The organism is Micromonospora sp. NPDC050187 (genome assembly GCF_044459745.1).
Classification (GTDB): domain Bacteria; phylum Actinomycetota; class Actinomycetes; order Mycobacteriales; family Micromonosporaceae; genus Micromonospora.
In genome coordinates this window covers 107900-132745 of record NZ_JBITJH010000001.1, presented here as the reverse complement: position 1 = coordinate 132745, position 24846 = coordinate 107900, and the positions used below count along the sequence as shown (strand labels likewise).

Sequence of the window (24846 nt, the reverse complement as noted above, 5' to 3'; positions counted from 1 at the left end):
CTGCTTGAGCAGTAGGCAAAATCCAGCTCGGCATCCTGGTGGTCGTATCCGGCGTGGGGTGTCGCAATCACGCTTTCGCTCAGGACCTCAACCTTGGGGCCGTTGGTCTCCGGCAACAGGTCGAGGGCGAGCTGAGCGGTCCACGGCTCGTCGTGCCAGCGAAGCACGTCGAACGACGACTCGGTGGGCTGCGACGCTGGCTCGGGCGCGAACGCTGCCTGGGCCATCCGGGCTCACCCCCTCAGCGGACCATCCTGCCCGGACCAGCCCTTCTCCGCAGGATTCGCCAATTTTTCTACATCGCCTTCGCGAGAACACGCGCCTCCGCCATGAGATCCTCTCCATCCTCAATGCCGGAAGGCACGCCGAGGCCCCCTCGCTCCAGAATTACAAGCGATGTCAGCAAGATCCCCCGAATTAGACCGCGTCGAACTGGATGCCGGCTTGATGAATAGCATTCAACCAGCGCGCCTACGAAGCGAAGGAATACTTGTGGTTCCACGTCGCAGGTGTCGTCATCAGAGGGGGACAGACCGCTTGGCACGCCGAGCACCGCAGCAGCACCTTCGGCAAGCGAGACGAATAGGTGTCCGGTCCTCAGGGCAGGATCCCAGACATCTTCCCCCGAGACCGTGAAGTAGTAGCTCACTCGGCGATCTCCAATCGCAGATCAAGCTCTGGCCTACCTGCCCGCAGCCGCGCGAAGTGGCCCTCGAGAGCACTCCTGAATCTCGGATCTATGGCCGGATTCGTGAACCGGAAGCCGATAGGAGCACTCTCATACCCACTGAGGTGCTGACGCGCTCGAACATATGCGTTCAGTTTCCTGTCAATGTGCTTAGCCAACCACGCGTCATCGCCGAAGATGGCACTCTTCTCTTCCCATAGCACACCGCCCTCGATATGGTCAATATCAGTGATTCGGTCCCCTGAGTCTGGGTCGTAGACATCATGGTCACGCTTCCCCTCAAGGCACCCGCTTGAATTATGAACCAAGACCGGAGCTTCGTCAGCCAGCACATAGTACGTGTGGGTGTTGGCGACGGTGAGGTTGTGGACAGCGGCACGCGGGGTGGTCCACCGCTGGACAGTCACAATCTGGACGTCGGTGCCGGCGCTGGTCCGCAGCCACTGGCCGGACCGCAGATCGGTCGCGTCGACCCACTCACCGAGTTCCGGCACCCAGAACGGGTGGCCGTCGGTCGCGGTGATCTCGGCTGTGTCCGAGCCACGCTCGCCATCGGTGTCGATCGTGACCTTCACCAGGTGCTTGACGCCGTCACCCTTGATCGTCGCACTGACCGTCTCGACCTCGGTCCGGCCCGTCTCGGGATCGGTGGCCTGGACCTTGTCGCCGGGCTTCACTGCCTCGATCGGCTTCGTGGAGCCGTCGGCCATGAGCACCCTGGTGCCGGGGACGAAACTGTTGGTGAGGCACGACTCGCCGTCGCCTGCCCTACCGGCACCACCGCCACCGCTGGAACCACCGTTGCTACGCGCGGAGCTGCCGGTGGCACCGCCAGGCTTGGAGTCGCCCTTTCCGCCGCCAGAGCCCTTGCCGCCGCCGCCGGACTTGCCGGCACTGGACGAGCTGGCGGAGGAGCCCTTCGGGTTGGACTTGGACTGGGCCTGCTTCTGGACCGGGTTACCGGTCTTCTTGGTGTTGTTGACCGCCTTGTTGCTGGTCGTGTTGACCTTCTCGGCGGCCTTCTTCTTGGCTGCCTGGGCGGCCTTCTTCGCCCGTTCGATGGCCAGCTTCTTGGCGTTGAGCGCTGCGGCCTCCGCGGCCTTGGCGGCGGCCAGCACCGCCTCGGCGGCCTTCTTCGCCGCCTGCCACGCCTGGATCGCCGAGATCGTCCGGTTGACGGCCTTCAGGACCGCCGGGATCTTGGCGACCTTGGTCCACGGGATCGCCCCGAGGATCAGGCTGCCGCACGCCCACATGTCACCGCCGAAGCAGTTCATGGCGTCGTTGATGCCGATGAACTCCTTGAGCACGTACCAGGCGGACTCCAGGACCACCGACATCAGCGAGCGCCCCATGTTGGCCTGCGCCTGGGCCACCATGGCCGCCGACAGACCCGCGCCGGCCAGGGCCGCCGCCGTCTCCGAGGCGGTCAGCGTCACCGACAGACCGGACGGGTCCGAGTGCGTCACCGGGTTGTTGTGCGCGTAGGCGTACCCGTTGGACTGCAACGGGTCGGCCAGGTCCAGGATCGGGTCGGCGGAGAGGAACCGGCCCACCACCGGGTCGTACAGGCGCGCGCCGAGCGGGGTGTAGCCGGAGGCGTCGTCGCGGACCGCGCCGAGGAAGCCGGCGTTGGTCTGCATGTTGGCACCCAGCTCGGCAGCACCCCGCTGGTTACCGAACGGATCCTGCTTACGGATCCGGACCGGCATCGCGCCGTAGCTGCCGACCTCGGCGTACGGGCTGCCCTGGTGGTCACCGGCGAGCGCGACCAGGGTGGACGTGCTGGAGCTGCCGGAGGCGTAGCGCAGCATCGCACCGCCGGGCGCGGCGTAGGTGCGCTGGACGTTCACCAGCACGCCGCCCTGCTGGACGGTGAGCTGGGACTCGCCCAGGTGCAGGGTGGCCTGCCGGCCCTGGATGGTCAGCAGGCGGCTGCCGCCCGGCCCGTAGATGTGCCGGGTCTCGTTCTGCGCCTCCCACAGCTGCGCGGGGGCGGTGGCGGAGCAGGCCGCCAGGACGATCGGGGTGGAGTTGGCCGTGTTGCCGTCCTTGACCGCGACGCAGAGACCGGAGGCGTCGTGCTTGAGCTGGCCGGTGGAGAGACGCTCCACCTGCTGGACGTCGTCGCCGTCGCACTCCTGCACCCCGAAGGCCGAGCCGGCGGTGTTGGCGGCCGGCTGGATGCACCAGTTGTCGTGCACGGCCAGGGTGCCCAGGTTGGCGTTCGTCTGGTTCGGGGCCGACGCGAAGGTCCACTTCTGGGCGGGGGTGCCGTTGCACGGGTAGAGCTGGATCGGCTGACCCGCCACCGCGAGGCTCTGGTTGAGGTCGATGCACTTGTTGGCCAGACCGATGTACGAGGTCCTGCCCTTGCCGCCCTCACCGACGATCCGCTCGATCTGGCCGTCGTACGTCCAGGACAGCGTCTGCTGGTCGCCGTTCTGGAGCGACGTGACGGACTTCGTCTCGCCGGTCAGCTCGTACAGCCGCTCCGCTTCGGCGGTGATCGCGGCGCCCGCCGGGGTGACGTAGTTCTTGGTCACCTTGGTCAACGTGCGCGGCTGGCTGCCGTCGGCCTTGCCGTAGGTGTAGGTGGTGGTGGCGTCCTTGGCGGTGTCGCCGCCGAGGTCCTTCTCCACCAGCTCGGAGCGGTTGCCCAGCAGGTCGTACTCGTACTCCTGCCAGTAGCCGGAGCCGTCGGTGCCGGCGCCCGCGTTCACGGTGCCGTCCCCGCTGATCGGTCCGGCGGCACAGGACCCCTGGTCCGTGGCGGTCCACGCCTTCGTCAGCTGGCCGAGCGGGTCGTGGGTGAAGCACTGGCGCTCCTCGATGCCGAGGGAGCGCTCGCGGATCGCGGTGACGTTGCCGGCGGCGTCGTACCAGTAGGAGCGGTGCGAGACGAGGTTGCCGCCGACGACGGTCTTGTCGCCGGTCTGTTCCCGGTGCACCTGCTGGTCGGTGAGGGCACCGCTGGCCTCGTCGTAGCTGGCCGTGGTCCAGACCCGGTACGGCTGCGCGCCGAGGGTCGAGCGCAGCACCTGCCCGTACGGCGAGTAGGTGGTCTCCGAGCCGTACCAGTCCTTGCCGGACACCGAGAGCGGCAGGCCGTCCTTGGTGTAGCGGACCAGGATCTTCTCCGACGGCAGGTTGCCGACGGCGGGCAGCGTGGACGACTCGGTCAGCCCGGTGTCGGTGTACGTGTGGTCGTACGTGTAGGAGGTCTGCAACCCCCAGGTGGTCGCGATCGACTGCGGCAGCGTGAGGGTGGTCGACGTCGGCTGGTAGTCGTTGGTGTAGCCGCCGATCGACTGGGTGTACGCCAGGCCGTCGGTGTACCGGGTGGCGGTGGCCGGCAGGCCCTTGCCGCCGCTGACCGTGTCGTAGCTGAACTGGGCCAGGAGCGCGCCGGTGCTGTTACCGAGCCGCTGCTGGGTCGGGCGGGACAGCTCGTCGTAGCCGTTCCAGACCGTGACGTTGCGGGCGTTGGTGCTGGTGAGCTGCCGGTCCCGGTGGTCGTACGTGGTCTGGGTGGTGCCGGAGTCCGGGTCGGTGGCGGTCGTCATCCGGCCGCGCTGGTCGTAGGTCCACGTCCACGGGCGGGTGGGGTCGGCCGAGTGGGTGGCCTTCGCCAACTGGCCGCGCGCGTCGTACTGGTACCGCATCGAGGTGAACGCGGTGCGGGCGGCGTCGGTGAAGGTGTCCACCCGGCTGGTCCGGCCCAGGGCGTCGCTGAACAGCCGGTACGAGGCGGCGCCCGCCGGGTTGACGACGGTGGAGTGGTCGGTGCCGTACGTGTAGCTGGTGGCCCGCGACGGCGTGTCGACACCGCGCAGGATCGGCAGCTCCTGGGTCACCCGGCCCAGGCCGTCGTAGGTGTAGCGGGTGGCGTTGGGTACGGCGGTGTCGGCGAGCGGGTGGAACAACTGCCCGACCGGCGAGCCCACGGCGAAGTAGGCGTTGTTGGTCCGCCACACCTCGCCGGAGCTGTTGTAGAACGTGTCGGTGATCAGCCGGCCGCCACCGGTGGCCTCCTCCTGGGACTGCCGTTCACGGCCCAGGCCGTCGTAGAGGGTGACCGAGGTCTGGATCCGGTTCTCGTGTCCCCGGGCGAAGGTGGTGATGTACGGCGGCTTGCCGGCGGGGGTGGCGTACTCGGCCCGGAAGTCCGGGACGGCCGAGGACGACGGGGTACGGCCGGCACCCCAGGCCTCGACCAGGCGGCCCAGCGGGTCGTACTTCGCCTCGCTGACCCGGTTGTTCAGGTCGGTGGTCTTCAGCGAGACCGCCCGTCCCGGCTCCAGCTCGCGGACCTGCTGGTGCCCGAGCGAGTTCGCCTCGGTGACGGTGAAGGTCTGGCCGTTCGACGCGGCCCCGTAGGTGATCGTGGAGATCTTGCCGTCCGGGTCGGTCTTCGACACCACCCGGCCGATCGCGTCGAAGCCGGTGCTGCCGTCGGCCTGGAAGCCGGAACCGTCGGCCTTCAGCGACCAGGTCGCGGTGGCCAGTCCACGCGTGGTGGCGGCCAACGCGGTGCCGTAGGCCGTGCCGTCGTAGGCGACGCGGCCGGCGGAACTCAGCGTCGTCAGGGCGTCGAAGTCGGCGTTGGCGCAGGTCGTCGGGCTGGTCCGCACCTGCCGGGTCAGGCCGACGATGTTCTTGTCGAGGCGGTGGTGGTACTCGGCGAAGGTGCACGACTCGTCGCCGGTCTTCCCGGTGTCACCGAGGGACTCGATGTGCGTGGGCAGGCCGTGGTCGGTCTCGAAGGTGGTCCGCGTCTCGACGGCGCGCAGCGTGCGGTCGTCGTCGCCGGTGCCGGAGGACCGGGTGTACGCCACCTGGCGGGGTTCGGTGACCCGCCACGCCCGCAGCGGGCTCAGGCCGTCCTCCCGGTCGCGCCGGGCCAGTTCGAGGACCGCCGGGTACGTGACACTGCGGGTGAGCCAGTCCGCGTCGGCGTCGTCGGCGCTGGTGTACGTCAACTCCTCGGCGACTCGACCGGCGAAGGCCTCCCGGTCCTTGGCGATCTCGACGCCGGTGACGTCCTCCACCGACACCGTGTCGCCCATGCCCCGGAAGTAGCGGGTCACCGACTTGGTGCGCTTGCTGCCGATGTCCGGGTCGTCCGTGCCGGTGAGCACGGTGGTCTGTGCGAAGCCGGCGAACTGGGAGTACGTCCGGGTCGACTTCTTGGTGAACTCCTGCTCGGCGAGACGCCAACCCGGATTCTGGTACGCGTACCGGGTGACGGTGCTGAACGCGCCGTCCACGTTGGGCAGTTCCTCGATGGAGTCGACGACGTACTTGTGGAACCAGTCGATCTCCTCGACCGCCGCGTCGGGATGCCAGAAGGCCGGGTAGCACAGCCGGTCGTTGGCCTTCAGCGCGGCGGTGTCGGTCTTGGCGGGCAGGCCGGTGCCGGTCTTGCAGTCACCGGTGGGCGCCTTGTAGGTGACGACCGTCTCGCCGCCGTACTCGTTGATCACGCGGGCGATGCGCAGCCGGGAGAACCCGGGCCGGTTGTCCCGCTTGACGCGGTTCGGCATGTCCTCGCCGTTGGACTCGAAGCGCACCGGGTTGAGGGTGACCTTCGCGTCGGTCGTGCCGTTGCGCCCGTATCCGGTCCGGGTGATCGACTCCAGCCAGAGCGCCGTGTTCGGGCCGGTCTTGAGCACCGGGAACGACTGCTTGAGCTGGTACTCGTCCACCACCTGGCGGGCGTTGGTGTCGGTCCGCCGCAGCGCCGAGGTGCTGATCTTGTCGAGCCGCTTGCGGGTGAAGAAGGACGGCGAGGCGTTCCAGCACTTCACGTTGTCGGCGCACCGCAGGTCGGCCGGGGTGTCGTACCAGATGCGGAACTTGCTGGGATCGGTGCTGGTGAAGTTCGCCTCGGAGCAGGTGACACTGCCCTCGTCGAAGCAGCGCTCGGCGACGACGAAGTTGACCCGGGCCGCGGCGGTGCCCGAGAAGATGTTGTCCTTGCGCAGCCCGTAGTCGATCCGGTCGAGGTAGCCGCCCCGGTGGTAGGCGACCGGGTCCTTGAAGTTGAAGTTCCGGGCGTAGTAGTTCGTCTCGCGGGCCCACCAGAGGGTCATCGCGTTGCCGTGGATGTCCTCGACGTAGTCCAGGGACCAGCGCCAGGCCTGGGTGCAGTGCGAGCCGGGCCAGTCACCCGCCTGGTAGCAGGGCTCGCCCGCGTGGTTGCCGTACACCGGCACGGTGAGGACGGAGTTGGTGACCGGGTCGTCGGCGGCGGTGCCGTTGTCGGACCAGCCGGGCAGCCGGTGCCGGCCGAAGTGGTAGCGGGTGCCGTCGCGGGTGGTGACGATCCAGTACTCGCCGTCCGCGTCACCGTTGGCGAGGCTGGTGTCCTTCAGCAGCTCCACCTTGGAGCCGTCGCCGTTGGCGGTGAACCAGGCCTCCTTGGTCTCGTCCCAGACCAGCTCGGTGGTCATCCCGGCGAGCGACAGGGTGGCGTTCTTGGACCCGAAGCAGAGGTCGGCGGTGCGGTGGGTGGCGTTGTTCGAACCCGCCTTCTTCGAGTCCTGCCGGCAGTTCGCATAGCTGCGGGTGATCGCGCCCGCGCTGTAGTCCCAGCCGTCGCCGATCCAGGAGGCCTGGTTGTTGGTCGCGGAGGTGCGGCCGTCCATCGACTGCGAGGAGTACGACAGGGCCACCTTAGGCATCAGGCCGCCGGCGGTCTCCGGCACCTGGACCTGGTACGAGTAGGTGAACGCGCCGGAGGAGGCGCCGGCCGCCCAGGAGCCCGAGGAGAGCAGCGGGGTGGCGGTGAAGTCACCGGACGCTGACGCTCCCGTGTCCAGGACACCGACGACGTTCGCGCCGGTCGACGCGGTCGCGTTGCGGGCGGCCACCGGTTCGAGGAGCTGACCGACGGGCACGGTGCCGGTGACGACCCGACGGGTGGGCTCGTCCTCGGCCGCCTCGTTGCGGGTGGGCGCCTTGGCGGCGGGCACCAGCTCCACCTCGCTGGTCACCCGGGCGGCCTGCGCGCCGGTCGCCGCCGGCGCGGCGCCGCCGGTGGTGGCGCAGTCGCCGGTGTCCGGGGAGTCGTAGACGCAGTCGGGGAGCAGCATGACGCCGAAGCGGTCGGCGGCCTGCGGGCCGTACATGTCGGCGAAGGACGTGTAGTCGACGGCGAGAGCGACCTCGGCGTCCGGGTCGGCGGTGGCCGGCGGCGTGATCTTCATGATCAGTCCCGGCACCCGGGCGGCCTGGGACGCCTCGGGAGCGGCGAGGTCGACGGTCCAGGTCCCGGCCAGGGCGGTGGGGTCCCCACCGACCGGCACGCCGAGGGCGACCGGCAGGTCGTCGACCGGCTTCGTGGCGCCCGGCGCGGTGCCGGTCAGGTCCACGACACCGCTGTCCTGCTGCCACGGCTGGACGGCCTGGGGCTCGTACGGATCCACCGGGACCTCGTCGGCGGTGGTCAGGTCCGTCTCGCTGTTGTCGTCCCGCTCGACCCGCTCGCTCTCCGGAATGTCCGGCAGGTCGAGCGTGACCTGCTCGCGGCTCATGCCGGGGCCGGGAACCGCCCATGCCTCGGCGGGCACCATCGTCGCGACCAGGGTCGTCGACAGGAACGCCATCACCGCCATACGGGCACGACGCCCCCGACCACGACCTGGCTCCACCGGGGTCCGCCGGCCGTGCCACAGCCCGGACCGCACACCGACACCACGCATACGCGTCGACCCCCACCAGGCGCGAAGACGAAAGAAAAGGCGCGGAAAGACCGCGAAGGGCATGCGCCAGGTGCGGCACGTGCGTGAGCACTCTGCGTCAGGAGACGCTTTCTCTCAAGACCGCAAAAACGACCCCGACCGATTCCCGGTGACCTGCGTCACGGAACGATTACGGAGAGAAACTTTCGGACCGCAAAACTCGGCGCGGGTCGGGCATATCGCTACAGGCCGTCCGAGATCGCACCGCCAAATCACCCCAGTAACCACTTACCGACGCAACCATCGCGAGCAGCAAATCAGAAGGTCACGAATCGATAACATCCGCAGGGTAGGCGGGGCGAGCCGATCCCGTGCGATCGTGTGCCCGCGTTTCTGCCCCCCGGTCAGCCGGACGGGGCCGTCCGTCTGCCTCCCCTGTCCACCTGGCCCCCACGGGAGTGGATTCGTCGTGACCGTGCCCCGCCTGCTCGGCCCGCTCGTACGTACGCGCGTCCGGCTGATCGTCACCCTGGGTCTGTTGGCCGCCCTGGTCGCCGTCCCGCTGTTCTGGCGGTTCGCGCCGGAGGCCGCCCAGCCGGCGGCCGATGCCGCGCCGGCACCCGTTCCCCGGGACGAGGCGACCGCGCTGGCCGAGGCCCGCCGCACCGCCAAGGAGGTGCTCGTGGAGACCGCCACGACGGCCACCTCGCTCACCTGGGCGCTACCGAACGGACAGATGCGCACCACGTCGCACGCCACGCCGCAGCGGGCGAAGGACGACCGGGGACAGTGGGCACCGGTCGACACCACCCTGGTCCGCGACGCCGAGAACCCCGACGGCCTGAACGTCCGTCCGGTGAACGGACCGAGCACCGTCCGCTTCTCCGGCGGCACCGCCGAGGCGGGACAGGGCGGCTCCGGTGGGAGCGCCACCGGTGGACGCACCGGTCCGGCGCACAGCGTCCTGGCCGAGATGGACGTCGACGGTCACACCATCGGGTACACCTGGCCCGGCCCGTTGCCGGAGCCGGTCCTCGACGGTCCGCGTGCCCTGTACCCCGAGGTTCTCCCCGGCGTCGACCTGCTCGTCGTGGCGCGCGACGACGGGGCGGTCGGGCAACTCCTGGTGGTGAAGAACCGGGAGGCCGACACCGTACGGGCGGTCAGTGCGGTCTCCTACGGCCTGCGGTCCACCTCGGCGGTCTTCCGCCACGACACGACCACCGGCGGCGTCCGGATCCTCGACCGGGCCGGCGGCCGGGAGCTCGGCTCGATCCCCACCCCGTTCGCCTGGGACTCCGCCGGCCGGGAGAACCCCGAGTCCACTCCCCGCACCGCCGTCGCCACCCCCGCGGACGTGCTGGGCCTCTCCGGCCTCAGCGGCGTCGAGCCGGGCGCACGACACGGCCGGATGCCCACCCGACTCGACGGCAACGGCACCGGCGACGCCCGACTGCACCTGGACGCCGCCGCCACCGGGCTGCTCACCGACGAGAAGGCGGTCTTCCCGGTCTTCCTCGACCCGACGCTGATCAGCGGCGTGAACCCGTGGGCGACCGTCTACTCCCAGCACCCGAACACCAACACCTACAACGGCACCAACTTCAACTCGGGCACCACCGACGCCCGGGTCGGCTACGAGGAGGACACGCCCCTGCGGGCCCGCTCCTTCTGGCGGATGGGCTTCAGCAGCAGCATCAAGGGAGCGACGGTCAGCGCGGCCACCTTCAAGATCCTGAACAACCACTCCTGGAGCTGCACCGCCCGGGAGATGCAGCTCTGGCTCACCAACTCGATCTCCACCGGCACCACCTGGAACGCGCAGCCGACCTGGCGCGAGGAGCAGCAGCGACGCTCGTTCGCGTACGGCTACGGCAGCAGCTGCGCCGACGACTACGTGAGCTTCAACGTGCTGGAGGCGGCCAAGGATGGGGCCAGCCTGGGCTGGCCGAACATCCACTTCGGCATGAAGGCCACCAGCGAGTCCGACACCCTGACCTGGCGTAAGTTCCGGGCCACCTCGGCGGAGCTGAGCGTCACCTACAACCGGCCGCCGAGGGAGCCGGTGAACGGCGTCTCGATCCCCGGCGACGCGTGTCGGCCGGGCCCCGGCGGCGGCGTCACCGTCGCCAAGAAGGACATCGTGCTGTCAGCGACCGCCACCGACCCGGACGGCGGCACCCTGCAGCTGGGCTTCCGCTTCTGGAAGGACGGCACCGCCGTGCCCGCCGACACCCTGGTCACCGCGACCAGCGCCGGCAAGGCGTCGCTGACCATCCTCGGCACCAACCTGCAGGACCAGGCGGTCTACTCGTGGGATGTCCGCGCCAGGGATGCGCTGGGCGCGCACTCGTCGTACTTCCCACCGGGCAACGAGCCCTGCCGCCTGACCATCGACGGCTCGAAGCCGTCCACGCCGACCGTCACCAGCGACGTGTTCCTGCCCGCCACCTCGGACGGGGCCACCTGGTCGACGGTGAAGTTCGGCCAGACCGGCGCGGTCACCTTCACCGCCACCGACGTGTCGTACTTCACCTACGCCTTCGAGGGCACCGGCACCCCCGTCACGGTGCCGGCGGTCAACGGCACGGCCACCGTGCCCGCCCTGGCTCCCCGGCACGCCGGCCCGAACACCCTGCACGTGTACGCCTTCGACGCGGCGCACAACCAGAGCTCGCGCGCCGACTACAAGTTCTTCGTACCGCCGCGGGACACCGCCGACGCTCCGGGTGACACCGGTGGTGACGGCATCGCCGATCTGCTCCTGATCGACGCCGCCGGCAACCTGCGCAACTACGCCGGCGACACCGGTGGCGAGCTGTACTCGTGGCAGGTCGGCTCGTACACCCGGGACGGCCAGCTCAACCCGCCGGGCCACTGGTACGACCCGACCACCGGCCAGGCGGCACTGATCACGAAGCACTCCGACGCCTACCCCGGCGACGGGTCGACGGACCTGTTCGCCCGGACCCCGGACGGCGGCTTCTGGCTCTACCCCGGTGACGGGTACGGCTCCTTCGACGTGGATCGCCGGCTGCGGATCCTCCTGCCCCCAGGACTGCCGGCCCCGTCCACCTGGACCCAGATCAAGGCGGTCGGCGACATCACCGGGGACAAGCGCCCGGACCTGGTCCTGCGCTCCGGAACCCAGTTCTGGGCGCTGAGCGGCTACACCGGAGCGAGCTTCCAGACGGCGACGCTGATGGAGGGCACCGCCTGGGCCCGCCGGGAGATCGTCAACCTGGCGGACATCGACCTGGACGGCACGCCGGACCTGCTCTGGCGCAACCTGGACAACGGCAACATGTACGTCCGGCACGGCAAGCCGGGCACGGTGGCGGGCAGCGTGAACCTGGACTCGTTGAAGTCCGCCGCCGCCTCCCGCAGCGGGGACGTCTCCTACGGCAACAGCTGGACGGAGGCCAACGTCAGCGCCGTCATCGGCATCCCGGACGTCAACGGCGACCAGGTGCCCGACCTCTGGACCCGCTCCGGCACGACCGGGCAGATGTCGGTCTACCACCCGTCCACCACCAACACGAACGGCCCGGTCAAGGTGGTCCTCGGGGACAACTGGAGCAGCGTGAGGTCCTTCGGCTGACACCCGCGCACTTCCTCAACGGCTAACCCTGCCCGATCGCTTGACCCGCCCTGCGCAGATCTTGGACCGTTACCGTCGCATCCGGACGGTAACGGTCCAAGGTCCGGCCGGCGGGCGACGGGGTGAAGGTCGGTGGAGGTGGGGCGGGGGTCCACGTGGCGGGGTACAGCCGACGGTGGTCAGGGCATCGCCGCGACCGGACGCGGTTCGGCCGGTACGGCGTCTGCGGGCTGCGGGCTGCGCGTCGAGTACGCCGACAACCGGGTCGGACTGACGCTGCTGTCGTACGACGCCGTCGCCGACCGGATCGGCGTCGGCCCGCAGGACGTCGGCGGGGACAGCCCCTTCACCCGCTTCGCCGGCTGGATCCGCCTGCGGTGGCCGACCGGCCGGTCGACGCGCGACCCGCCGGTCGGGATCAGCCCACGGTCAACGTGCCGTCGGCCGGCGCAGGGCGAAGGCGTCGACCTCGGTGCCGCCGTACCAGTCGGTGCGCCGGCCGAGGTAGCTCATGCCGAGCCGGCGGGCAACCGCCTTCGACGCCTCGTTACCCGGGTCGGTCACGGCATGGATCTCCTCGGTCGAGGTGTGCGCCCACTCCCGGTCGATCAGCGCCCGGGCCGCCTCGGTGGCGTAGCCGTTGCCCCAGTGGTCGGGGTGCAGGTGCCAGCCCACCTCGATGTCGTCGCTCAGCACCGGGTCGTCCGGGCCGGGCAGTTGCTTGATCATGGTCGTGCCGACCACCTGCCCGGTCCCGCGCAGTTCGACCGCCCAGATGTCGTACCAGCCGTCGCGGGAGCCACGGAGTTCCCAGCGCCGCAGCATCTCGACCGCCTGCTCCGGATCGGTGAGCGGCGCCATGTTGCCGAAGAAGCGCACCATCTCGGGCCGGGAGTACATGTCGTAGAGGCTCGCCAGGTCGGCCGGCTCCCGCGTCCAGGGACGGACCAGCAGACGTTCGGTCTCGGTGATCACAGCCATGTCGCGGGATCGTAATGCGTGCACTGGTCGGCTGCGGGGAATTAGCCGGCGATGGGCAGCGGATGGCAGCGCGCGAAACGGATCGGCCGGGCCGCCTTCCGGCCGGTACGCGGCCGGGACCTGTCGCTGCACGCCGCCGCGATCACGTTCTACGGGGCGATCGCGGTGGTGCCGGTCGCGCTGCTGGCGATCTGGTTGACCGGGCTGGCCTTCGGGGCGGACCGGGTGCGCCGGCTCACGTCGTACGCGGTGGAGACCCTGCCCACCGAGATCGGTGCGGACCGGGCGGTGGCCGCGCTGGTCGACGGCGGCCTGGAGTTGACTCCGCTCTTCGCGCTCGCCTCCCTGCTGCCGGCGTCGCTGTACGGCGAGGGTTTCCGCCGGGCGTTCGTCTCGGTCGCCAACCCGCCCGACCCGGCCGAGTCCCTGGTCGGCTGGCGCGGCCGGCTCCTGCTGCTGCCGCTGTTCGCCCTGGCCCCCGCGCTGCTGCTGTCGATCCTGGTGGCGCTACCGCTGACCACCCGGCTGGTCCGGCAGGGCGGGTGGATCGGTGCGCTCGGCGTGGTGCTGTCGTTCCTGTCGGTGTGGCTGGTGCTCACCCCGGTGCTGCTCTGGTTGTTCCGGGTGGTCGGGCCGGCGACCCCGGACTGGCTCTCCGCGCTGGGGGTGGGCTCGTTCACCGCCGCGAACCTCTCCGGGTTCCTGCACGGCTTCGTGCTCTTCTGTTCCCTCCCCCTCGACCTCGGAGTCCCGTTCGGCGGCTTCGACGCCATCGGCGCGGGCGTGGCCGTCCTGCTCTGGCTCTACCTCTTCCACGTGATCGTGCTGGCCGGCTACTCCGCCACCCTCGCCCTCTCCCGCTGGCGTGCCCGCCGCGGGAACCACCCCCGTTGATCAAGAAGTTCGCGTCACCCGGGGCCGGGAATCCTGACGCGAACCTCTTGATCAACGCCCTGGAACCGGTCAGGGACGGAACGGACCGGTGACCTCGTAGGTGATGCCGTCGGTGCCGGCGATGCCACCGCCGGGGCCGCGCTGGGAGGAGAAGTAGAGGCGGCGGCCGTCCGGAGAGAAGGCGGGGCCGGTGATCTCCGACTCGGACTGGCCGGGGAGGCGCAGGAAGGGGGCGACGACCCCGCTGGGCGTGATGATGTTGATCTCCATGTTGCCGCCGTCCTCGGCCACGTAGAGGTCACCGCTCCGGCTGCCGGTGATGTTGTCGACGTTGGTCAGCGTGGCGGTGCCGGGCGGCACCAGCGAGTCGTCGTACGACAGGTCGAGGCGCTGGTTGACCGCGTCGTACGCCCAGACCCGACCGTCGCCCTTGGTGGTGAAGTAGCAGACGCCCCGGTCGTACCAGCAGCCCTCGCCCCCGGCGAAGTGCTTCGCCGCGCCGACCTGCTTGCGGGTGGCGGTCGGAATGCCGTCCCGGTCCGGGATGTCGGCCCAGGTGACCGGGCCGGCGACCTGGTCGGCCGGCGCGCAGAGCACCTGGACCCGGCCGTTACGCAGATCGCCCCAGGTGTCCGGCACGAACCGGTAGAAGCAGCCGTCCGACTCGTCCTCGGTCAGGTAGACCACCTTCCGGTCCGGGTCGCAGGCGGCGGCCTCGTGCTTGAACCGGCCCATCCGGCTGCGCTCCTCGGCCTCGCGGCTGCCGTCCGGCCACGTCTCGTAGACCAGGCCGAGTGGCACCTCCTCGCAGGAGAGCCAGGTGCCCCACGGGGTGGCCCCGCCGGCACAGTTGATGTTGGTGCCGGAGAGGATCCGGTACGCCGAGACGATCGACCCGTCGGCCCGGAAACGCACCGCCGATGCCCCGCCGAGCAGCGGGATCTCCGAGTTCGACACGTAGATCCAGCCGTCGGCGGTCGGGAAACAGGCTCCGCCGTCCGGTGCCGGGTGCCACACGTAGCCGGTGCCGGCCACGACCCGGCCGGAGCGGCCGATGATCCGGCTGGTGAAGCCGGCCGGCAGTTCGACCCCGTTGGCGTCGACGGGGAGCAGGTCGCCGTACGGGCTGGGACCGGGCTGGGCGACGGCGGCGAAGGCCTGCTGCCAGAGGGCTCCGGCGAAGGTGGCGGTGCCCGCGCCGAGGACGGCGGCGCGCAGGACGGTACGACGCTCCACGGTTACCTCCAGAGATAAACGTCAATGCCCCGACGACACTACGGCCGTCGGGGCATTGATCGCAGTCCCTATCGGGTGAACGCGGCGTGACGATCACCGGCCGGGGCGGGTTCCTCGTCTCCGGACTCCGACTCGCGGATGCCGTAGCGGCGGTAGACCCGCCCGAGCGGGCCGGGGGCCCACCAGTTCCACCGCCCGAGCAGCCGCATGCTCGCCGGCACCAGCAACGCCCGGACCAGCGTGGCGTCCACCACAATGGCGACGATCATGCCGACGCCGATCAGCTTGATGTAGGCCATCCCGCCGGTGGCGAAGCCGGCCACCACGACGATCAGCAGCAGCGCGGCGGCGGTGATGATCCGCCCGGTGTACTGGAGACCGGCCGCGACCGAGGCGGTGTTGTCACCGCTGCGGTCCCACTCCTCGCGGACCCGGGAGAGGAGGAAGACCTCGTAGTCGGTGGCGAGTCCGAAGAGGACCGCCAGCATGAAGATCGGATTGCTCGGTTCGACGAATCCGGTCGGGGTGAAGCCGAGCAGGTCGGCGAAGTGCCCGTCCTGGAAGATCCAGACCACCACGCCGAAGGACGCGCCGATCGAGACCAGGTTCATCAGCACCGCCTTGATCGGCAGCACCACCGAACCGAAGGCGAGGAAGAGCACGATCAGCGTGGCCGCCGCCATCAGCAGCGCCATCCAGGGCAGCCCGGCGGAGAGGCTGTCCAGCAGGTCCCGGTCGGCGGCGGGACGGCCGCCGACGAGGACCTCCGCGCCGCCCGGCGCGGGCAGTTCCCGGATCGCCCGGACCGCGTCTTGGGCGACGTCGCCGGTCGGCTCGCCGGTGTAGGTGACGCTGAGCAGGGTCGAGGTGCCCCGGTTGGCGGCCACGGTCACCCCGGTGATCCCCTCGACCCCGGCCACCCGGTCGGCGAAGGGCTGGACCTGCTCGACCGGGGCGCCGGAGACCAGCACGTCGATCGGGGCGACCGTGCCGCCCGGGAAGTCCTCGCTGATCCGGTCGGCGACCACCCGGGGCTCCGAACCGGCCGGCAGCACCCGCTCGTCGAAACCGCCGAACTCCATCCGCAGCGACGGCACCGCGAGCACCGCCAGCACCACCAGGACCCCGAGCAGGTAGGGCACCGGGCGGCGCATCACGCTGCGCGCGATCCGGGCCCAGGCGCCACCGGTCACCGCCGGCTCCGCGCGCCGCCGCCACCTCGGCAGCGGTACGCGCAGCGCGTTGATCCGTGGGCCGAGCACCACGAGCAGGGCCGGCAGCACGGTCAGCGAGGCGAGCATGGCGATCAGGACGGCGGCCACCCCGCCGAGGGCCATGGAGCGCAGGAAGGCCATCGGGAAGATCAGCAGACTGGACATGGCCAGGGCGATGATCACTCCGGAGACCAGCACGGTCCGGCCGGCGGTGGCCATGGTCCGGGCGATGGCCGATCGGACGTCGCGGCCGGCGTCCAGTTCCTCCCGGAACCGGCTGACCACGAAGAGCGCGTAGTCGATCGCCATGCCGAGGCCGATCAGCGTGATGACGTTGATCGCGAAGATCGACACCTCGGTGACCATGTTCAGCAGGCGCACCGCGATGAACGCGCCGAGGATGGCCAGCCCGCCGATGAGCAGCGGGGTCATGGCGGCGACCAGGCCCCGGAAGATCAGGATGAGCAGCACCAGCAGCACCGGCATGGAGAGGATCTCGGCCTTGGTGATGTCCTCGGTGGTCTGCTCGTTCGCCACGTGCAGGAACGGCACCGTGCCGCCGGTCTCGGTGCGCACCCCGGGGGTGTCGAAGGCCGGAACGAGGTCGTCGTACGCGGCGGTCTTGTCGTCCTCGTCGGTGGCGCGCAGCTGCACCAGGGCGTACGTGGCCCGCCGGTCGTCGCTGACCAGGGTGGGCGTCTGGGTCTCGTACCAGCTGGTGACCTGGCGCACCTCGGGGTGCTCGCGCAGCCGGGTGAGGGTCGCCGTGACCGGGTCCCGGAAGGCCGGCTGGTCGACGGTGGTCGCGTCGTCGGAGAAGAGGACGATCACGTCGGCGCCCTGCGGCCCCAGCTCCTCGTTGATCCGGGCGAGGGCCCGACTCGACTCGCTGCCCGGATCGTCGAAGCCACCCCCGGTCAGCTGACCGAAGACCGCCGCACCCCAGGTCGCACCGACCACGACCAGAGCCAGCCCGGCGGCGAGCACCGCCCAGCGAAGCCGCACCACCATCCGCCCCCACCAGGCGAACATCGCGTCCCCCTTCACCGACCCGTCAGGTCGTACGATGTAACTGTCGCTCATTCGAGTGAACACCGTTAACTGGTAATCACCGTTAACTTACGCAACGGTGTTCTCGGCCGTCAAGGAGCCCTGCCCGGAATGACCCCATCGAGTCGACGTGAACGCCTCCGTACGGCAACCGTGTCCGAGATCAAGGACGGCGCGCGGCGGTTGTTGGTGACGGGTGGACTCGACGCCGTCTCGCTCCGGGCCATCGCGCGCGACATGGGCATGACCGCCCCCGCGATCTACCGCTACTTTCCCAGCCTGGAGGCGCTCATCGCCGGTCTGGCCGCGGACTTGTACGACGAGCTGCGGCAGACCGTCGAGGCGGCCCGGGACGCCGCCGGGGATGATCCCCTCGACCAGCTGCTCGCCATGAGCCGGGCGTTCCGCCGCTGGGGGGTCGACAACCGCGCCGAGTTCACCCTGATCTTCGGCAACCCGGTGCCGGGGTTGGAGGAGTTCACCGACGCCTGCGGCGACGAGGACCACCCCGGCGCCCGGCTCGGCACGGTGTTCGTCCGTCCGCTGGCCACCCTCGCCGAGCGCGCCGGCCTGCGGACCCCACCCCGGGAGTTCCTGGAGGAACACCTCGGCGACCGGCTCGCCCCGCTGCGGCGCAGCCACGGCGACCTGTCGCTGGAGGTCGCGTACGCCTTCCTCAGCGGCTGGACGCGGATCTACGGCCTGATCGCCATGGAGGTTTTCGACCACCTGCGTTGGGCGGTCACCGAACCGGAGGCGCTCTTCGAGACCGAACTGGCCGCCTTCGTCGCGCAGCTCAGCCCCGCCTCGGATCGAACCGGTACGCCCGGGGCCACGGTCCGCGTCGCCCCGCGCCGGGCCGGATCGCACTAGGCTGCGCGGACATGACACCCGAGCTGCCGTCCCGAGCCGACGTCGTGATCGTCGGAGCCGGGCACAACGGTCTGGTCTCCGCCGTCCTGCTGGCCCGCGCCGGCCTGAGCGTGGTGGTGCTGGAGGCCGCCGACGTGATCGGTGGGGCGGCCCGGACGGAGAACCCGTTCCCGAAGGTCCCCGGCCTGCGCCACTCCACCGGCTCGTACCTGCTCGGGCTGATGCCGCCCGAGCTGCTCGCCGCCCTCGACGTCCGCATCCCGGTGCTGCGCCGCGACCCGCACTACTTCCTGCCCACGCCGGGCGGGCCCGGCTCGCCGTACCTGCTGATGGGCAGCGACCGGGCGGCCACCCGGGCGCAGCTCGCGGAGTTCTTCTCCCCCGCCGACGTGGCCGCCGACGACGCCATGCAGGCCGAGCTGGGCGCGCTCCGCGAGGATCTCGCGCCGGCCTGGCTCGCCGAGCCGCTGCCGGTGGAGGAGACCGCCGAGCGGTACGTCCGCCCGGCCCTGCGCGAGACCTTCGTCGACCTGGTGCGCGGTTCCGTCGCCGACTACCTGGCCCGGTTCGAGTTCCGCTCCGAACTGCTGGTCAGCATGTACGCGGTCACCGACGGGCTCTCCGGGCTCAACGCCGGTCCGGACGACCCGGGCACCGGGCACAACTTCCTCGTACACAACATGTGCCGGCTGCCCGGCGCGGACGGCACCTGGATGATCGCCGAGGGCGGGATGGGCACCGTCTCCCGGACCTTCGCCGAGGCCGCCCGCGCCGCCGGGGCGAGCATCCACACCGGTACGCCGGTCGCCTCCGTCCTCCTCGACGGCGGCGCGGTCTCCGGCGTGGCGCTCGCCGACGGCCGGACGGTCAGCGCGTCCGTGGTGCTCGGGGCCTGCGACCCGTACCGGCTGATGGAGCTGGTGCCCGACGGCGCGTTGCCGGCCCCGCTCACCGAGCGGATGACGGCGGTCCGCCGCACCGGCAGCACCCTGAAGGTGAACCTGGCGCTGACCGGGCTGCCCCGCTTCTCCTGCCTGCCGGCGGACGCGCCGAACCCGTTCGGCTCCACCATCCACCTGCTCCCCGGCTCGGCCTCCCTGGTCGGCGGGGACGCCACCTCCCCGATGACCGCGCTCCGGGAGATGTGGGCGGACGTGCGGGCCGGACGGCTGCCGGCCGAGCCGACCGTCGAGTGGTACCTGCACACCACGGTCGACCCGTCGTTGCGCGACGAGGCCGGGCACCACTCGTCGGCGCTCTTCGTCCAGTCGGTGCCGTACGAGCTGGCCGGCACCACCTGGGACGACGCCCTCCCCGGCTACGTGACGCAGCTGGTCGAGCTGTGCGAGCGGTACGCCCCGGGCACCGGTGACCTGATCGCCGACGCCGTGCCGCTCACCCCGCCCGGCATCGAGGCGCACTTCGGGATCACCGGCGGGCACATCCACCACGTCGACAACACGGTCTCGTTCACCGACCGGATGCCCTACGCCACCGGGGTCGACGGCCTGTACGCCGGCAGCGCCGGCTGCCACCCGGCGGGCAGCGTGATCGGCGCGGCCGGCCACAACGCCGCCCACCGCATCCTCACCGACCTCGCCCCCTCCTGACCCTCCCCCACCCCACCAGGCCCCGCCCCATTCCGGCACCGTTGATCAAGAAGTTCGCGTCAGGGAAATAGCCAATACTGACGCGAACTTCTTGATCGACGCCGGGCCGGATGCCGGGCGGAGACGTCGGGCGGAGACGTCGGGCGGAGACGTCGGGCGAGGGCTGTGGGGATCAGGCGGGGGTGGGTGGGGCGTCGGCGCGGTGGGCGCGGATCTTGTGGCCGACGCTGGTCAGGCAGCGACCGCTGGCGAGGTCGAACTTCCAGCCGTGCAGCTGGCAGGTGAGCTGGTCGCCCTCGACCACGCCGAACCGGGTCAGGTCCGCCTTCAGGTGCGGGCAACGCCGCTGCACCACCCAGTCGCCCAGGGTGATGTCCTCGGCGTCGCTGGTGCGCTCGTGCTCGTCGTACCAGCCCTCGGCGTACTGCTGGCGTTCGCGGGAGAGGCACTTGAAGAACGAGTAGACGAACTCGTTGTACTGGCCGATCCGGGCGGCCGAGAAGCGGCAGGAGAGGAAGAGCGAGTTGACCCAGTCCACCTCGCCGATGTGCAGCAGGTGCTCGACCAGGGCGCGCTCGGTACGGAACCGGTACCGGACCTTCTCGTCCGCGTACGGCCGCACCTCCTTGCCCGGGAAGTCCACCACGATCGACTCGACGGTTTCCCCGTCGTAGCCCACCAGGTCGAAGCGGACCGGGCCGCCGACGCCCTTGGCCAGGTAGACCGACTCCTCCAGCAGCGGCTCGATGCGCCGCTTCATCTCCTTGAGGACGTCGATCTCCGGGTGCCGCCAGGACGCCTTCTCCGCCTCGATGACCGGGCGCTTGCGCTCCCGCATCTCCTCCAGGTGGGCGACCTTGCCGGCGAAGAACTCGTCCACCGGCACCGGGTGGCTGGTCTCGCAGCTCTCCGTGGTGACCTCGGCGACGCTGCCCGGCAGCAGCACCACCCCGTTGGTGCCGCCGACCTTGGCGTACTCGGAGAGGAAGACCGACTGGTCGGGGAAGATGTTCCCCTCGTCGCCGTGGATGTCGTTGAACTGCCACAGCTCGTCATCGAGGAAGCAGGGCGGCCCGGCGATCGGGAAGACGTGGTCGGCCTTCAGGTCGTCGATGTAGCGCCAGGTGCGGTCGAACTGCCGGTCGCGCTTCTGCTTGCCGAAGGCGGTCTTGGCGGCCTGCGGCAGCTCGTAGACCATCGGGTACCAGATCGCCCCGGAGAACTGGAGCATGTGCGCGTGCACGTGCCCCAGCTCGGTGAAGAGGCTGAGGTCGGTGGGGCGGGCGTCGTTCTGGTTGAGCAGGCGGACGCCGTCGTACTCGACCCAGAGCGAGGAGTCGCCGATCGGGCCGTCGGTCGGGCTGGTCAGCGACTGAATCATGATCTTCAACCCGCCGTCGAGTTCGTGCACCTCCTCGTTACGGGTCCGCAGGAAGCTGGTGAAGCCCAGCTCGCGCAACTCGTCCTCCATCTCGGAGGTGGGGAACGCGGGCAGCAGCACGGTCGCCTTCTTCGACACGAACCGCTTGAGGTGTGCCGCGTCGAAGTGGTCCCGGTGCAGGTGCGAGACGTAGAGGTAGTCGACCTGGCCGAGGGTCTCCCAGTCGAGCTGGGAATTGTCCGGGAACGGGAACCACGACGCGAAGTAGGCCGGGTTGACCCAGGGGTCGCAGAGGATGCTGCCCGCAGCCGTGTCGATTCGCATGCTGGCATGCCCCGTACCGGTCACTCGCACCGTACAGTCCCCCTCAAAACGACAACCAAGGTGTACGACAGAACGCTACCGGAGTGACTGTGGCCCTCGAACCGCGACGCCGGTAGTGCCCTTCGGCCCGGTCGCCGGGGGCGATCGACCCCGGCCGGGCGGGTCGGATCGGCGGGGCGCCCCGGACGGGCCGACCGACCGGACCGGGCGGGCGGGGCACCACCGGCCGGACCCTGCGCCGGGCCCGGTGCGGGGCGTGCCAGACTAACCGGAGATCCGATCGCGAGGGAAGGACCGACAGTGGCAGGAAGCGAGCCGGTAACGTCGCCAGACCAGCACAAGCCGGGGTACCGCAAGGCCGGTCAGATCGGCGCGGTCCTCACTGCGCTGGCGATGCTGGCGATGATCTGCGGCAACCACGAGGGCAGGGTCGAGGACATCTTCCTGATCGTCGGTGCGGCGTTGCTGCTGCTGGTCGTCATCGGCGACGTGGTGTTGCGCCGCAACGGCCTGCGGTCCTGACCTGCGGCTGGGCAACCCACCGCCGGGCGACCCGGACGACGTGACGAGGGCCCGCTCCCCGTTCGGGGGCGGGCCCTCGGTCGTTCTTCCCGGGATATCACCGGTCCGGTGCCTCCGGGGTCACCGGGCACCGGCTCGACCTCAGCGGCCGAGCAGGATGTCCTGGACGTCCTTCAACGCCGCGTCGACCTCCGCCTCGAAGTAGCCGCCCGGAACGAGCGGGAAGCGCATGCTGTCGAGGTCCTTCGGGTTGACCGGCATCGGGCCCCGCCCTGACATGCCCCCGAGCAGGCTGTCGAAGAACCGGTCCACCTGGTCCGGGTCGTACCCGCTGCCGAACCGCCGCACCTGGAATCCGCGCCGGATCTGGTCCACCCGGTGGAGGTCGCTTCCGGGCGGGCCGGCCATCGGCGGCGGACCGGCCATCGGCGGGCCGCCCATCGGGGGACCACTGGACGGCTGGGCCGGCAGCGCCGGAGGCATCCCGGGCGGCGGGCCGGCCGGGCCACGTCGCAGGTCCCGGTCGGGCATGCGGATCTCGGCCGTCATGTCCGCCCGGCCGCGTCGGCCCGCCTCGAACCCGTCGAACCGGTCGTCCGGCCCGTACCCGCCGGGGCCGGCGGGGAGACCACGGGGCGGCGGACCGCCGTGCCCGGGCGGGGGGCCGGCGTGACCGCGAGGCGGCACGTCGTACTCCTCCCGGGGCGCGTCGAAGCCGCCCGGGAAGGCGCCGGTCTGTTCCTCGTACCGGCCGTACCGGTCGCCCGGGTTGGGCTGCGCGGGCATCGGACGAGGCGGTAGCGGCGGTGGAACGGGCCGGCCCCGCTCGTCCCGCATCGGCGGGCCCATCCGGTCCGGCGGACCCATGGGATCGGGAGGACCCATCCGGTCCGGCGGACCCATGGGATCGGGAGGACCCATCCGCTCCGGCGGACCCATCCGATCGGGAGGACCCATGCGATCCGGCGGACCCATCCGATCGGGAGGACCCATGCGATCCGGCGGACCCATCCGATCAGGAGGACCCATCCGATCAGGGGGACCCATGCGATCAGGGGGACCCATGCGATCCGGGGGACCCATCCGGTGTTCCGGCAGGCCCATCCGGTCCGGGGGGCCCATGCGGTCGGGGGGACCCATCCGATGCTCGGGCGGACCCATCCGGTCAGGAGGAGCCAGGCGGTGGTCGGGCGGACCCATGCGGTCGGGGGGGCCCATGCGGTGGTCGGGCGGACCCATGCGGTCAGGGGGGCCCATGCGGTGGTCGGGCGGACCCAACCGGTCAGGGGGGCCCATGCGGTCGCCGGGCCGGGTGGGGACGGCCCCGCCACGCTCCTCCAACTCGGCGAGCTGCCGCTCGACCCGGTCCAGGTGGAGGTCGACCTGCCACTCGTCGTACCCGTTGAAGCGGACCCGGAAGACGACGTCGTGCACCTCCTGGGAGGCCACGGGCGCGCCGACCGGCTCACCGGCGAGGGTCGCCTCGACCCGGTCCAGGAAGGCGTCCACCTCGTCGACCTTGTAGCCCCGGCGGAGCGCCTTTCGCCGGAAACGCTGACCCTGACTCGCCACTATGTCTCCTGGTTCAGTTCGCTACGCCCCGTCACGCCGTCGCCCCGTCCTGCTCCCCCTCGGCTGCGGCCAACTGCCCACACGCGCCGTCGATCTCCCGCCCCCGAGTGTCACGCACCGTGGTGGAGACCCCGGCCTCGCGCAGCCTCCGGACGAACTCCCGCTCGACCGGTTTGGGACTGGCGTCCCACCGGCTGCCAGGGGTCGGGTTGAGCGGGATGAGATTCACGTGCGCCAACCTGCCGGCCAGCAACCGGCCGAGCAGGTCCGCCCGCCAGGGTTGGTCGTTGACGTCCTTGATCATCGCGTACTCGATCGACACCCGACGCCCCGTCCGGGCCGCGTAGTCCCACACGGCGTCCAGCACCTCGGCGACCTTCCAGCGCTGGTTGACCGGCACGAGCTCGTCGCGAAGCTCATCATCGGGGGCGTGCAGGGAGAGCGCAAGGGTCACCGAGAGGTCTTCGCTGGCCAGACGGCGGATGGCGGGCACCAGACCGACCGTGGAGACGGTGATGTGCCGCTGCGACAGCCCCAGGCCCTCGGGCGCCGGCGCGGTCAACCGGCGGATCGCCGCGACCACCCGGGCGTAGTTGGCCAGCGGCTCGCCCATGCCCATGAACACCACGTGCGACAGCCGGGCCGGTGAGCCGGAGACCACCCCGGAGGCGGCCACCCCGGCGAGGTAGACGGCCTGGTCGACGATCTCGGCGGTGGAAAGGTTCCGGGTGAGACCGGCCTGGCCGGTCGCGCAGAACGGGCAGGCCATGCCGCAGCCGGCCTGGCTGGAGATGCAGACCGTCACCCGGTCCTGGTAACCCATCAGGACGCTCTCGACCAGGGAACCGTCGTGCAGCCGCCAGAGCGCCTTACGGGTGGCCCCGTCGTCGCAGGCCAGCTCGCGAACCGGGGTGAGCAGTTTCGGCAGCAGGTCGTCGGCCAGCCGCTCACGGGTGGCCGCAGGCAGGTCCGTCATCCGTGCCGGGTCCCGGACCAGCCGCCCGAAGTAGTGGGTGGAGACCTGTCGCGCCCGGAAGGCCGGCTCTCCCAGCTCGGTGACGAGGGCCTTCCGACCCTCGAGGTCGAGATCGGCGAGGTGACGTGGGGGCAGCGAGGCCCGTCGGGCAGCGGCGGCGTCCGGATCGACCGGGATCATGGGCAGGCTCGTCATGGCCTGTCCAGTCTCCCACGCCCGCGCCGCCCCCGACCCGTCCG

General features: G+C 70.7%; 13 protein-coding genes. 5 read left to right on the top strand and 8 right to left on the bottom strand.

Going from position 1 to position 24846, the window contains the following annotated elements:
- Positions 1-295: 295 nt before the first annotated feature.
- Both ACIBJE_RS00600 and ACIBJE_RS00595 read right to left on the bottom strand, forming a co-directional pair.
- Complete coding sequence (locus ACIBJE_RS00600) at positions 296-649, bottom strand: DUF6086 family protein (protein WP_396741278.1); 354 nt, start codon at positions 647-649, stop codon at positions 296-298.
- Positions 646-8394, bottom strand: a complete 7749-nt coding sequence (locus ACIBJE_RS00595) for an RHS repeat-associated core domain-containing protein (protein ID WP_396741276.1) — start codon at positions 8392-8394, stop codon at positions 646-648. Before ACIBJE_RS00595 ends, ACIBJE_RS00600 begins: the two co-directional genes overlap by 4 nt.
- 448 nt (positions 8395-8842) lie before the next feature.
- Between ACIBJE_RS00595 and ACIBJE_RS00590 the strand changes: the two genes are divergently transcribed.
- Positions 8843-11974 carry a DNRLRE domain-containing protein gene (locus tag ACIBJE_RS00590; RefSeq protein WP_396741274.1) on the top strand — a complete coding sequence of 1044 codons (3132 nt, stop codon included), beginning with the start codon at positions 8843-8845 and terminating at the stop codon, positions 11972-11974.
- 429 nt (positions 11975-12403) lie between these two features.
- Here the strand turns inward: ACIBJE_RS00590 and ACIBJE_RS00585 are convergent, their stop codons facing one another.
- Positions 12404-12955 carry a GNAT family N-acetyltransferase gene (locus ACIBJE_RS00585; RefSeq protein WP_396741272.1) on the bottom strand — a complete coding sequence of 184 codons (552 nt, stop codon included), beginning with the start codon at positions 12953-12955 and terminating at the stop codon, positions 12404-12406.
- Positions 12956-13006: 51 nt separating this feature from the next.
- Between ACIBJE_RS00585 and ACIBJE_RS00580 the strand changes: the two genes are divergently transcribed.
- On the top strand, positions 13007-13849 hold the full coding sequence (locus ACIBJE_RS00580; protein ID WP_396741270.1) for a YhjD/YihY/BrkB family envelope integrity protein: 843 nt from the start codon (positions 13007-13009) through the stop codon (positions 13847-13849).
- A 69-nt stretch (positions 13850-13918) separates the two neighbouring features.
- Here ACIBJE_RS00580 and ACIBJE_RS00575 read toward each other — a convergent pair whose 3' ends face one another.
- Together ACIBJE_RS00575 and ACIBJE_RS00570 are read right to left on the bottom strand one after the other, a co-directional pair.
- Positions 13919-15085 (bottom strand): alkaline phosphatase PhoX, encoded by a 1167-nt coding sequence (locus tag ACIBJE_RS00575; RefSeq protein WP_396741268.1) that lies wholly within the window; start codon positions 15083-15085, stop codon positions 13919-13921.
- A gap of 68 nt (positions 15086-15153) precedes the next feature.
- Positions 15154-17382: an MMPL family transporter gene (locus tag ACIBJE_RS00570; RefSeq protein ID WP_396741266.1), complete on the bottom strand. Its 2229-nt coding sequence runs from the start codon at positions 17380-17382 to the stop codon at positions 15154-15156.
- A 120-nt stretch (positions 17383-17502) separates the two neighbouring features.
- Here ACIBJE_RS00570 and ACIBJE_RS00565 point away from each other — a divergent pair, with 120 nt between their 5' ends.
- Positions 17503-18222 carry a TetR/AcrR family transcriptional regulator gene (locus ACIBJE_RS00565; protein ID WP_396741264.1) on the top strand — a complete coding sequence of 240 codons (720 nt, stop codon included), beginning with the start codon at positions 17503-17505 and terminating at the stop codon, positions 18220-18222.
- 11 nt (positions 18223-18233) lie between these two features.
- The gene (locus tag ACIBJE_RS00560) at positions 18234-19832 is read left to right on the top strand and encodes a phytoene desaturase family protein (protein WP_396741262.1); all 1599 of its coding nucleotides are present in this window, start codon (positions 18234-18236) and stop codon (positions 19830-19832) included.
- 172 nt (positions 19833-20004) lie between these two features.
- Here ACIBJE_RS00560 and ACIBJE_RS00555 read toward each other — a convergent pair whose 3' ends face one another.
- Positions 20005-21567: a Rieske 2Fe-2S domain-containing protein gene (locus ACIBJE_RS00555; protein WP_396741260.1), complete on the bottom strand. Its 1563-nt coding sequence runs from the start codon at positions 21565-21567 to the stop codon at positions 20005-20007.
- A gap of 270 nt (positions 21568-21837) precedes the next feature.
- Here ACIBJE_RS00555 and ACIBJE_RS00550 point away from each other — a divergent pair, with 270 nt between their 5' ends.
- A complete protein-coding gene (locus tag ACIBJE_RS00550; RefSeq protein ID WP_285787273.1) occupies positions 21838-22059 on the top strand; it encodes a DUF2631 domain-containing protein in 222 nt (73 codons plus the stop codon).
- Between the two features lie 141 nt (positions 22060-22200).
- Here the strand turns inward: ACIBJE_RS00550 and ACIBJE_RS00545 are convergent, their stop codons facing one another.
- Together ACIBJE_RS00545 and rlmN are read right to left on the bottom strand one after the other, a co-directional pair.
- Positions 22201-23631 carry a DivIVA domain-containing protein gene (locus ACIBJE_RS00545; RefSeq protein ID WP_396741257.1) on the bottom strand — a complete coding sequence of 477 codons (1431 nt, stop codon included), beginning with the start codon at positions 23629-23631 and terminating at the stop codon, positions 22201-22203.
- Positions 23632-23662: 31 nt separating this feature from the next.
- Positions 23663-24802 carry a 23S rRNA (adenine(2503)-C(2))-methyltransferase RlmN gene (gene rlmN / locus ACIBJE_RS00540; RefSeq protein WP_396741255.1) on the bottom strand — a complete coding sequence of 380 codons (1140 nt, stop codon included), beginning with the start codon at positions 24800-24802 and terminating at the stop codon, positions 23663-23665.
- Positions 24803-24846 lie beyond the last annotated feature (44 nt).